Raw genomic sequence first — 11,138 nt, 5'->3', positions numbered from 1 at the left:
CGTCCTGATTCAGTTTACGGAGATTACCATAGCATCCTGCGATCGCCTCTAACACCCCTAGATGGACAGACTAGGGAGAGGCCGTAGTCGCGACGGCAAAATCAGGCGCATCCGCATAGGAACACCAATCGCTCCAACTGCCGGCATAGAGTTTACCAGACTTAAGTCCAGCCATCTCCAAGGATAGAAGATTGACGCAGGCTGTGACCCCAGACCCACAGTAAACCAGATGTTGATCGTGGTGGGCGATCGCTTGCCAGCGCTGACGTTGCTCGGAGGGCGATCGCACTCGCCCCTGGGCATCGGTTACCTCCTGCCAAGGGTAGTTCACGGCACCAGGAATATGCCCTGCAATGGGATCAATGGGCTCCCGTTCTCCTCGGTAGCGATCGCTCTCCCGAGAATCCACTAGGACTGCACCAGGCTGATTAAGAACTGCCAGAACATCGTCTCGGGTCACCAGCCAGTTGGATTGGACTTGGGGTACAAACTGGGCAGGCGTTGGCTGGGGCTTGGCTGTCGATAGCTCGTATCCCGCCGCCGTCCAAGCCGACAGTCCCCCATCTAAGACTCGGACGCGATCGTGGCCTAAGTAGCGCAACAGCCACCAGAGGCGAGCGGCAAAAGCCAGCCGGGAATCATCATAGACCACCACTAGGGTCGCCTCTCCTTCTGACCCAAACTGAATGCCCGCAGCGCCCAAGGTCTGAGCCAAAGCGTCTAGATCTGGCAGGGGATGGCGACCGCCGTGGGCACCGACTGGCCCAGACAGATCGCGATCCAGGTCAAAATACACCGCGCCGGGAATGTGGCCGGTTTCGTAGTGCCGCTGCCCCAAGCTAGGATCCCCCAGGGCAAAGCGGCAATCGGCGATCGCCACCTGGGGATCCTCAAGATGCTCGGCCAGCCAAGCGGCAGAAACTAGGGGGGCAACTGGCGTAGAGGTGTCGTCAGGCATAGTACATGAGGTACAGGGGCTAGAACCGTCATGGTTCACAAGTCTGCTAGATTGACCATCGTCATAGGCGACTTAGATCAGGTCAGATTAAGCCAGGTCAGATTAAGCCAGGTCAGGTCTTTTAGGACGATGGCGGCGTGGGCACGGTTTCTGCCACCCAGGACAGGTAGGCAGAGGAACCCGCCACAATAGGCAAAGCAATAATTTCTGGCATGTCGTAGGAATGCAAGGCTTGAATGGCTTGCACCAAGACTTCTCCTTGGGCCAAGTTGGTTTTAATCACCAATTGCCATTCGGCATCGTTGCAAAGAGCGCCTTGCCAGCGATAAATCGATTGAATAGGCATGAGGCTGACGCAGGCAGCTAGGTTGCGTTCTACCAATGAACGGGCGATCGCTTCCCCCTCGGTTTGAGAGGATACTGTCACCAAAACCACGCCTAGGCGCGATGCTTCAAGGGGCTGGGAATCTGAATCACTCATCAATACCATATTTGTCGATCGCTGGCGGCGGATAGACTGCCCAGTTGGGGAACTGGAGCGCTTCTATAGGAAGCTGGAGCATAGCTAGGGGCGATCGCTCCCCAATCATCGGACTGACGGGAGGGTGGATTCACCGGCGCTGCGGGCGCATCCTGTCTACTGCTCTGGGACTCTGGCGACGACAGCAGACTAAAATACTTCCGGGCGGCCTCGGTCAAAATCACCGTTTGAAACCTTGCCTCATCTAGCTTAATGCCAAGTAAATGGGCATGGCTCAAATCGGCACGATCTAAATTGGCCCGGCTGAGATCGCTCCAGCTCAGCTCGGCGTGGCTGAGGTAGGCTCCGGATAAGTCAGCGCCCATGAGGTTTGCCTGGGTCATGCTAGCGCCCTGAAGTTGAGCCTCACTGAGGTTGCTGAGGGTCAAATTGGCCTGGCTAAGGTCAGCTCCGTTCAGCTTGGCTTGGCTGAGATTCACCCCTGTGAGGTCAACACCCTTTAGATCCAAGCCGTTGAGGAAGGCCTTTTCGAGATTGACACCGGTGAGGAAGGCTCCTGTGAGGTTGGCCCCGCTCAAGCGTGCGCCGTTGAGGTTGGCCCAGCTCAGGTTAGCCCCGGAGAGATCGGCATTGCGTAGATTGGCACCTTGCAGATTTGTGCCGCAGAGGTTGGCTCGGTGCAGGCAGGCTCCGCGCAAATTGGCCCCATTTAGGTCTGCGCCGCTGAGCTTGGCTTTCGAGAGATCGGATTTCACCAAAAAGGCGCCCACCAATACCGCCTTGGTCAGGTCTGCATCAACTAACCGTCCTTCGCTGAGTTTGACATAGCTCAAATCTGCCCAGTTAAGAAATGTTTCTGACAGATCCGACTGCGTGAGAAATGCACGGCTCAAATTTGCGCCTGTTAGGTTTGTACCCACCAATCCCAACCCTAGGAGAGTTTGGCGGGAGAGGTCGATATTGCGCAGATCCAGCCCTGTAAAATCTCGCTGACCGCCTTCGTACTGCTCAAGAAGATGACGAATGTCCATACCGCAATCACTCCATGAATCCAAACTGGTAGCGCAGGTCAAGCCGCTCGGTTGGATTAGATATTGTTAGGTTGAAAGGGAATCGCATCAGAGTCGGCATAAGGGGGGCTTTTGCAACAAAGATGGGGTAATCTGAGGGCCTCAGCTTAGACCCAGCCTGACAGCATGTCTGAGGATCTAAATGGGTTTCTAAATGAGCGACCAGTCTTTCAGCAAGGCTCAGGATTTAAATGGGAATCTAAATAATGTCTCAATATTCTTAAGTTATGCCAAAATTCTGCAAAATCGATCAACGGTTAAGATTGCTTGATGTATTGGCAAAAAACTTTGACACTCCCTGACCTCAAGATGTGGAGATTTTGGGTTCACTGACCGACCTTAACTCAGCAGGATGGTCTAACTCAGGCAGAGGCTCAATCTTCCCAAGCCTTGAGGATCCGGCGTGCCCCACCGTACTTAACCCAAGTTTCAGAATGATCAATCTTCTTCGCTACCAGATGGCACTTGGGGTTGATCGCTCTTGTTTCTGCTAGCTGTGATCATAGCGAGATGTTGAGAGCTAAAGGTTGAACCTCATATTAGATTGAACTCTATAGTAGAGAAGACTATCAGGAGGATGATTCCATTGTGAAAATCTGGATAGCTTGGGGACTGTGGCTGGGCTTTGTGATCTATGCCTTTGGATTTTCTCCGCCTGATCAAGCCGATACTGTCACGCTCATTCAATCCTTAGCCTCGGGCCAATGGCAGGGTATTAACCCGTTGATTGTGGCGCTGTTTAACATCATGGGTCTATGGCCGATGATCTACGCTAGTGTCTTGCTGATCGATGGATCAGGGCAACGATGTCCAGCCTGGCCCTTTGTTCTCGGCTCGTTTGCCGTAGGGGCTTTTGCCCTCTTGCCCTATATGGGGTTGCGCCGACCCAATCCCATTTTTTCCGGGACAAAATCTAAGCTGCTGGCTGTGGTGGACTCGCGCTGGACTGGGGTAGCGATCGCCCTCGGAGTGGTCGTTCTCCTAGGCTACGGCTGCTTGATGGGAGACTGGGGTGATTTTGTCCGGCAATGGCAAACCAGTCGGTTTATCCATGTGATGAGCCTAGATTTTTGTCTGCTCTGTCTGCTGTTTCCGGCTCTACTAGGGGATGATATGGCCCGACGGGGTCTCACCGCCCGCTGGATGTTTTGGGCTGTGGCCCTCACGCCCCTAGTGGGGCCAGCTCTGTATCTAGCTCTGCGTCCACCGCTCCAGGAGTCTTCTCCAGAACCTTCCTCGCAGCCTCCGGTGACGTCACCGTCCTGAGTCATAGCGTCCTGAACCCTGCCTGAACTATGAAAGAAAAACCAGGGAGCGATCGCCCCCTGGTTAACATGTTCGACGTGAATGTCTCATGCCGATCTCGTCAGCGATCGGTGGAACCCCTACTTGTCAGTTTCGGTGAAATCAGCGTCAATCACATCGTCGTCATCACCGTCGCTGGGAGGTGTGGGGCCGCCTTCGCCTCCAGGCATCGGGCCCTCACCGCTCGCTTGCTGATAGAGGTTGTTGCTGACGCTGTAGAACGCTTCTTGCAGTTCTGTGGTCAGGGTTTTCATCTTTTCGTAGTCGTCGCTGGCGATCGCCTCCCGCAGGGACTTCACCAAACCATCGATTTTCTCTTTGTCGGCCGCCGGCACTTTGTCGCCTAGTTCGCCGAGTTGCTTCTCGGTTTGGTAGGCCAAGGAATCGGCTTGGTTCTTGAGATCGATGCGCTCCCGCCGTTCGCGATCGGTTTCTGCATTGGCTTCCGCTTCCCGCACCATCCGATCAACTTCGTTGTCTGGCAGAGTGGAGGCACCGGTGATGCTGATGGATTGTTCCTTGCCCGTGCCCTTATCCTTAGCGCGCACATTCAGGATACCGTTGGCATCAATATCGAAGGTCACCTCAATCTGAGGAACACCGCGAGAGGCAGGAGGGATGCCATCTAGGCGGAAGGTTCCCAAGCTCTTGTTGTCGTTGGACATTTCCCGTTCCCCTTGGAGAACGTGGATTTCCACATTGGTTTGTCCATCGGCAGCTGTGGAGAACACCTCAGACTTCTTGGTGGGAATGGTGGTGTTGCGAGGAATAATCTTGGTCATCACACCGCCCAGGGTTTCTACACCCAGGGAAAGCGGCGTCACGTCAAGAAGCAAGATGTCTTTCACTTCACCAGCAAGGACACCGGCTTGAATTGCCGCGCCCACTGCCACCACTTCATCCGGGTTCACGGTTTGGTTGGGATCTTTGTCCAAAATCCGCTTCACCAGTGCCTGCACCGCGGGAATCCGCGTGGAACCACCCACCATGACCACTTCATCAATGGCAGACTTGTCGAGCTTGGCATCACGCATGGCGTTTTCCACCGGCACGCGACAGCGATCGATCAAGTCGGAGCACAGTTCTTCAAACTTGGCGCGAGTCAGGGTGGTATCTAGGTGCTTCGGCCCATCCTGGGTAGCGGTGATGAAGGGCAGGTTGATTTCAGCCTGGGTGACGCTCGAAAGCTCAATCTTGGCCTTTTCAGCGGCTTCGGTGAGGCGCTGCAGGGCTTGCTTGTCCTTCCGTAGGTCAATGCCTTCAACTTTTTGGAATTCTCCAGCCAAGAAGTCCACAATTTTTTTGTCGAAGTCATCCCCACCCAAGTGGGTGTCTCCAGAGGTGGCTAGAACTTCAAATACACCATCACCCACTTCTAGGATGGAGACGTCAAAGGTACCACCACCCAAGTCAAACACTAGTACGGTTTCATTGCTCTTGCGATCGAGACCGTAGGACAGAGAAGCGGCAGTTGGCTCGTTGATAATCCGCAGCACCTCCACGCCGGCAATCTTGCCCGCGTCCTTGGTGGCTTGCCGCTGGGAGTCGTTGAAGTAAGCCGGAACGGTAATCACGGCTTGGGTGACTGTTTCACCTAAATACTTGCTGGCATCATCAATCAGCTTCCGCAGAACCTGAGCAGAAATTTCTTCCGGCGCAAACTGCTTACCGACTGATGAACAGTCAATTTTCACGTTGCCGTTGACGTTCAGCACCTGGTAGGACACTTCGGTGGTTTCGTGGGTGACTTCATCAAAGCGCCTACCAATGAACCGCTTCACCGAGTAGAAGGTGTTCTCTGGGTTCATCACCGCTTGACGTTTTGCAATTTGCCCCACAAGGCGATCGCCATTCTTGGCGTAGGCGACGACCGATGGAGTTGTCCGAAATCCTTCTGCGTTGGCGATGACGGTTGGTTTCCCACCTTCCATGACCGCGACACAGGAGTTTGTTGTTCCAAGGTCAATTCCAACAACTTTTGCCATAGTTTGCGTTACTCCGGGTTACGACTGGGGTCACTGACGAATGTGTCAAATTGGTTAGGCGACGAGGGCATACATGGCCCCCAGAAGACGCCGGGATTGGGATTCGGGATCACCGAACTCCCTGGAAGACGCCCACGACTGCTCATCATCTCAAAGCTTGCGGGTCGTTTCACACCATCTCTATATAGGAATACTGCCGTACCTGAACTAGACTTGAGCGATCGCTCTGTCTGCACGGGAACCGAACTCTAGGGAATGGGTAGTGCTAGACCCATTGCATGTCGGCGAAGAATCCTATCTCAGCGAGTGAGGCTGGGGATTCATCCAGCATGTCAGACGACTAGCGATGCACTGAATATCAGACGAATTCATATAGCCCCGTCTCTGAGATCAGGCATTTCCATGCATTGAGCAGTTTTTGTTAACCAATTTGCATCATCGACGTCCTGTTTCGATGTTTTGACTTGCTTCTATATTGCTTGTCCGACCGCCTCCCCATGAAGGCGTGGTTACCGAACCACAGTGGACGGTTCACGGTTTCTCGCCCAGAGTATCTGACGCTCTCTAAGCCTAGGTGGATAGTCTTAGTCAGACGATGGACGAACGAACGAGCCTTTGAAGCTCTAGCAGCCTCCTGTTTCAACCGACAACCGGTGAAACCCTGTCTGCTTCACCTAGGGGAGAAGCGCGACCGGTGGAGCTCTGCCATGTCCTCAGTGTAGAAGTGATGGCGATCGCTTGGGTTGGGGGGAACCGTAACCCCATAGGCGGGTTTGCCGCCAGTTGCCCCAACAATGTGAGGGAATCGACCCAAGAGACCTCCCGAACTTCTGTCTTGCGAATTAATACATTTGCACTATCCTGTCTTGCGAATTAATACATGTGTACTATAATGGGTACAGGACTCTTACCCCGACTGCCATGGACTCCCTGCGATCTGAACAGCAAGCCATTTACGACGAGCTAAGCCGTCTGCAGCGGCGCGTGCAGCTTTATTTTGAAACCCCTCCAGTATCGCCAGAGGACGAGCGATCGCCCCAGGATCCCACCTCTATCGCTCCTGGAGCAGACGACTACCAGCCCTTTCCGCCGTCCCGCCGCACGGCTCGATCGCCCCGTCCCCCGTTGCACGACCATGCCCCTCTCCCCGATCGACTCACCGCCGTCACCTACGCCGCCCCGCCCCGCAAAACCACACTGGCAGCCACCTCGGACACTACCTTTTCAGATCAAGATTGGCGATCGGCCCAACTAGAAGAGGCCTGGCAACGGTTTGAGACTCAGATTCGCCACGTTAACCACTTAGCGGATGAGCAAGAAGCTGCTCTAGCGACGCTATGGACGGTGGCCGAGGAGGTGAGTGTGTTGTGGCATCAAGGGCCAGCGGGCGATCGCCCTCCCCTGGTGCCCTTGGCGGTGGATCCGACGCTCGCGGGTATTCCCCAGGTGATGGCTGGAGGCGATGGGCTATGGCAATTGACACCGCGATCGCTGGATGAACGCTACCGATCCGCTATGCCCCAGCCAGCCTCCGATCGCGATCGTCCTGAGTTTCTCCAAAATCGTGACACGGCCGCGCAGGCTGCTCCAGAGCGATCGCTGCCGCCCGATCCATGGCCATCATCCCGTCCGGCATCACAACCTGCATCCCGTTCATCATCCCGCACCGATCCGTTCACCGCTCAGCCCGCTCTACTCGCCCATCATCTTGGACGACAGATCTGGGCAGGGTTTGTCAGGGTGGGGCGATCGCTCCAAGCCGGGCTGATGGGATTGCATCAACAGCAGCGCCGCCGCCGTTTCCGTACCACCACGCCCCAGTTCCCGGTTGTGGATCTTCAGGGAGCGGCCCTTTGGGTCGTAGGGGCCACGATCGCCCGCGTCATCCTTGATGCCGCCCGATTGACCTGGCCATCGCTGCAGCCCCTGTGGTTGATGCTAATGGTGGCTCCAGCTGCGATCGCGGTTTACCGAGTCACCCTTGCCCCCCAAACGGGATTTGTCACCGCCTACCGGCTTACCCTGATTTTGATCGGGTTGCTCCTAGGCGCACGCATCTAGACCCGTTGATGACCTATAAATTGAGGTTCTTCACGTTAAGGAGTTGACAGATTATGGCAGAACGACCGATCTCCCCTCGCACCATTCAATTCACAATCCTATGCAGCATGATCCTGGTGCTGATTGGATTAGTCACCGGTCTAAATCCCCTTAGTTCCTTGGCTAGAAACGACCAGAGCGATCGCTGCCAGGGAGAAACCAACGGCGATCGCACCCTCTCGCGCCGTCAACTTGCGCAATTGTTGGACATCCCAGACGGTCAGTCACGGCAGGAACTCCAAGCTGTTTTGCAAAGCCCCTACTGCCAGCTTGCCGCCCTAGAAGGTACCGAGCCGGTCACTAGGGAAGATGCCTATCCTTTAGAATTTGATCCGCAAACGTGGCTCGTGGTGCAGTATGAGAGCGATCGCTACACAGGCTATCGCTTCCACTTCCGTCGGTAGCGTTGTGTTGGGGCTCTGAGAAGAGGCTTTCGATCGCTGGCGAAATCACGTCGAACTTGCGTGACAGGAGCGATCGCCCCTAGGTGATGGTGTTCATCTCGGTTGGCAATGCAGACTCTCATGACCCTGATTCATCGACACAACTCCTACAAGTCTGATTCTTTCGTAGGCTGGGTTAGCGTTAGCGTAACCCAACGGAGTCTAAGCTAGTGCTGGGTTTCACAGTGCTCAACTCAGCCTATGCCAAGAGATTTGTCAGTCAACCAGCTCGTGACCCAGCCTCAGTCTTCCTCCGCCAGGGTTTCAATCAGTAAATCCATATGCTGCTGATGCTCCGACAAAAATGCCTCGCATTGCTGCAGGTATTGAACAGCGGTAGCAAATTGTTCAAACACATCTGCCAGCTCCAGTTCCCCCATTTCAATCTGCTCAATAATATGTTCAACCTCTGCCACGGTCGTTTCATAATGCCAATCATCGGGCAAAGGCTGGTTGTGATTCGGTGGAACTGTCCCATCAGGGAAATCAATCATAAAACTCCAAGATTAGGACGTAGGCGGCGGAATGGCCTCAACAGCCGTGACCTGAACCTGAATGGTTCCATCCACGAAGGTAATTCTCAGGGGATGTCCAGCGGGCAATCCCTGTACCGAACGCACAATCTGTCCCTGTTCATCGCGCACCACCGCATACCCTCGCTGGAGGACGGCGGTGGGATCAATGGAGATCAGCGCTTGTTTCAGGGTGTAGCAGCGCTGCTGCTGAGTGGTGAGTTGGCGACGGACAGACTGAATGAGCTGTTGTTGTAACCATTGCACGACTTGGGTTTCTTGCCGCAGACGACGATCGAGACGAACCTGTTGGAGGCGCGATCGCGATCGCTGCAGACGGCTATCGACCCGATCGAGGTAACTATGGATCGCTTGCTTCAGGGACAAGACTCGCTCGTGATGCTGGGTCAAGAGCGCTTGGAGGTCGGGCACCGCCAATTCTGCTGCCGCCGTGGGCGTATGGGCACAAACATCGGCCGCTAGGTCTGATAAGGATTCATCTCGCTGGTGGCCAATACCCGACACGATGGGAATGGGACAGGCGGCGATCGCTCGCACCACCCGCTCATCATCAAAACAAACCATATCTTCCACTGCCCCACCGCCCCGAGACAGAATCAGCACCTCAGCCCGGCCATCCTGCACCACCCGTTCGATGGCCGCCACAATGCTATCGGGTGCTTGATCGCCTTGGACAAGGGCCGGAGAAAACAGCACATGCAGACCTGGGTAGCGGGAACGCAGGGTGCGCTGAACATCGCCCCAAGCGGCAGCCTGCGGTGAGGTGACCACCGCCACGATTCGGGGATGGGCAGGCAGCGATCGCTTTTGCTGATCATCAAACAACCCTTCTACCTGGAGGCGATCGCGCAATTGCTGATAGCGAATAGCCCGCAAACCTGCCCCAGCAGGAATAGTTTGGGTCACAATCAGTTGATACTGTCCCCGCCGAGGGTAGACCCGCACCTGCCCTAGCACAATCAACTGCGCGCCAGGATTCGGCACCGTCGTCAACCGCGATAGCTGATGATTCCACACCACGCAATGTACCGACGCTAGGGCATCTGGGTCATGGAGCGTGAAAAATAATCCACTGCGGTAGCGGTTAGCACTCGACACCTCCCCCATCACCCACACCTGCTGCAACTGTGGATCTGCTTCCACAACAGACTGGATATGAGCATTCAGCCCCGCCACAGAGAGCATCGAGTCGGGCAATAGTGCGGTAAAACTCTGCATAGACGCTGTGATTAAACCCTTATATGCCTCTGCTCATTAGCATAGGCTGTGTTTTGATATAGTGGCACTCTGGACATCAATTCTGTTTACCCTTGAGACGTTCGAGCCTGACCCATGATCAATGGTCAAGAACCACCCCAACTGTTAAAACAAAAGCTGCTGTACCAAGGCCGCAAATTTGCCTTTGAAGTTGCTCGCCTCCGCCTCCCCAATCGCGCTGAAATCGATGGTGAATGCATCCGCCATCCAGGTGGGGCATTAGCGATTCCGGTGACCCCAGACGGGCAACTGGTGCTAACCAAACAATATCGCTTTGCCGCCTGCGGGCGATTGCTAGAGTTTCCGGCTGGGACAGTCGAACCCCATGAGGATCCGGCTACCACCATCCAGCGTGAAATTCAGGAAGAGGTGGGCTATCGCGCCCAGCGCTGGCAAACCCTAGGGACATTTCTCCTTGCGCCTGGCTATTCTGATGAGAAAATTTATGCCTTTCTAGCCCAAGATCTAGAAAAGCTGGAGGTACCCCTGGCTCAGGATCTCGATGAAGACATCGATGTGGTACATATGACGGTGGCAGAGGTGGAGCAGGCTATCTTCGAGGGTCAGTTAGTTGATGCTAAATCCATTGCTAGCTTCTTCCTAGCCCGCCCCTTGTTGTCCTAGGAGCGATCGCACCTGTGATCCTGTAGCTCGTGGCCCTGTGCGATCGCGAACGTTAAAGGCAAATGCCACATGCCACATGCGAATGTCACATCTCTGACATGATGAATCGGTTTTTGCTAGACAAATGTCATGATAAGCAGAAGTTTGCCGACCTGGATATGAGGTCAATAACCCATACCGGCAATCGGGGTTAACAGACCAAGATGGCTAACCGCTAACGTGACTTTCTTTGATGTTGAAGTTGAATGTGTCTGCGCCAACTGAGCTACTCTGGGCCTTAATTGGGCTAATTTTAACCATTGGTGGGACGTTTCTAGAGGCGTCCATCATGAATGTGCCGTGGCTATGGGAGCACCAGGGCACGATCACCCAGTCTCTCGGT

General features: G+C 54.8%; 10 protein-coding genes. 4 read left to right on the top strand and 6 right to left on the bottom strand.

Features of this window, described 5'->3' with window-relative positions; all coding sequences use genetic code 11:
* Positions 1–70: 70 nt before the first annotated feature.
* From V6D20_20560 to V6D20_20550, 3 genes are all read right to left on the bottom strand, one after another.
* On the bottom strand, positions 71–958 hold the full coding sequence (locus V6D20_20560; GenBank protein ID HEY9818172.1) for a sulfurtransferase: 888 nt from the start codon (positions 956–958) through the stop codon (positions 71–73).
* A 121-nt stretch (positions 959–1,079) separates the two neighbouring features.
* Positions 1,080–1,439 (bottom strand): divalent-cation tolerance protein CutA, encoded by a 360-nt coding sequence (cutA, locus tag V6D20_20555; GenBank protein ID HEY9818171.1) that lies wholly within the window; start codon positions 1,437–1,439, stop codon positions 1,080–1,082.
* On the bottom strand, positions 1,439–2,470 hold the full coding sequence (locus V6D20_20550; protein ID HEY9818170.1) for a pentapeptide repeat-containing protein: 1,032 nt from the start codon (positions 2,468–2,470) through the stop codon (positions 1,439–1,441). The genes cutA and V6D20_20550 overlap by 1 nt, the downstream gene beginning before the upstream one ends.
* Before the next feature lie 627 nt (positions 2,471–3,097).
* On the opposite strand from V6D20_20550, the gene V6D20_20545 reads away from it, so the two are divergent.
* Positions 3,098–3,775 (top strand): hypothetical protein, encoded by a 678-nt coding sequence (locus V6D20_20545; GenBank protein HEY9818169.1) that lies wholly within the window; start codon positions 3,098–3,100, stop codon positions 3,773–3,775.
* A gap of 119 nt (positions 3,776–3,894) precedes the next feature.
* Here V6D20_20545 and dnaK read toward each other — a convergent pair whose 3' ends face one another.
* A complete protein-coding gene (dnaK, locus tag V6D20_20540) occupies positions 3,895–5,799 on the bottom strand; it encodes a molecular chaperone DnaK (GenBank protein HEY9818168.1) in 1,905 nt (634 codons plus the stop codon).
* A 921-nt stretch (positions 5,800–6,720) separates the two neighbouring features.
* Here dnaK and V6D20_20535 point away from each other — a divergent pair.
* Positions 6,721–7,860, top strand: coding sequence for a hypothetical protein (locus V6D20_20535; protein HEY9818167.1), 1,140 nt, complete (start codon positions 6,721–6,723; stop codon positions 7,858–7,860).
* 53 nt (positions 7,861–7,913) lie between these two features.
* Complete coding sequence (locus V6D20_20530) at positions 7,914–8,303, top strand: hypothetical protein (GenBank protein HEY9818166.1); 390 nt, start codon at positions 7,914–7,916, stop codon at positions 8,301–8,303.
* 281 nt (positions 8,304–8,584) lie between these two features.
* On the opposite strand, the gene xseB is transcribed toward V6D20_20530, so the two are convergent.
* Positions 8,585–8,836 carry an exodeoxyribonuclease VII small subunit gene (gene xseB, locus V6D20_20525; GenBank protein ID HEY9818165.1) on the bottom strand — a complete coding sequence of 84 codons (252 nt, stop codon included), beginning with the start codon at positions 8,834–8,836 and terminating at the stop codon, positions 8,585–8,587.
* A gap of 12 nt (positions 8,837–8,848) precedes the next feature.
* Positions 8,849–10,093, bottom strand: a complete 1,245-nt coding sequence (gene xseA, locus V6D20_20520) for an exodeoxyribonuclease VII large subunit (GenBank protein HEY9818164.1) — start codon at positions 10,091–10,093, stop codon at positions 8,849–8,851.
* 114 nt (positions 10,094–10,207) lie between these two features.
* On the opposite strand from xseA, the gene V6D20_20515 reads away from it, so the two are divergent.
* Positions 10,208–10,756, top strand: coding sequence for an NUDIX hydrolase (locus V6D20_20515; GenBank protein HEY9818163.1), 549 nt, complete (start codon positions 10,208–10,210; stop codon positions 10,754–10,756).
* Positions 10,757–11,138 lie beyond the last annotated feature (382 nt).

Source organism: Candidatus Obscuribacterales bacterium (assembly GCA_036703605.1).
In the GTDB taxonomy this organism is placed as follows: Bacteria; Cyanobacteriota; Cyanobacteriia; order RECH01; family RECH01; genus RECH01.
Note: the sequence above shows the minus strand (reverse complement) of the source record. Positions and strands in the feature narration are given on the sequence as shown.

What these genes read in the sequence shown, in the direction of transcription:
- V6D20_20560 (HEY9818172.1), bottom strand. Translation starts at nt 958, where the DNA reads ATGCCTGACGACACCTCTACGCCAGTTGCCCCCCTAGTTTCTGCCGCT.
- cutA (HEY9818171.1), bottom strand. Translation starts at nt 1,439, where the DNA reads ATGAGTGATTCAGATTCCCAGCCCCTTGAAGCATCGCGCCTAGGCGTG.
- V6D20_20550 (HEY9818170.1), bottom strand. Translation starts at nt 2,470, where the DNA reads ATGGACATTCGTCATCTTCTTGAGCAGTACGAAGGCGGTCAGCGAGAT.
- dnaK (HEY9818168.1), bottom strand. Translation starts at nt 5,799, where the DNA reads ATGGCAAAAGTTGTTGGAATTGACCTTGGAACAACAAACTCCTGTGTC.
- V6D20_20535 (HEY9818167.1), top strand. Translation starts at nt 6,721, where the DNA reads ATGGACTCCCTGCGATCTGAACAGCAAGCCATTTACGACGAGCTAAGC.
- V6D20_20530 (HEY9818166.1), top strand. Translation starts at nt 7,914, where the DNA reads ATGGCAGAACGACCGATCTCCCCTCGCACCATTCAATTCACAATCCTA.
- xseB (HEY9818165.1), bottom strand. Translation starts at nt 8,836, where the DNA reads ATGATTGATTTCCCTGATGGGACAGTTCCACCGAATCACAACCAGCCT.
- xseA (HEY9818164.1), bottom strand. Translation starts at nt 10,093, where the DNA reads ATGCAGAGTTTTACCGCACTATTGCCCGACTCGATGCTCTCTGTGGCG.
- V6D20_20515 (HEY9818163.1), top strand. Translation starts at nt 10,208, where the DNA reads ATGATCAATGGTCAAGAACCACCCCAACTGTTAAAACAAAAGCTGCTG.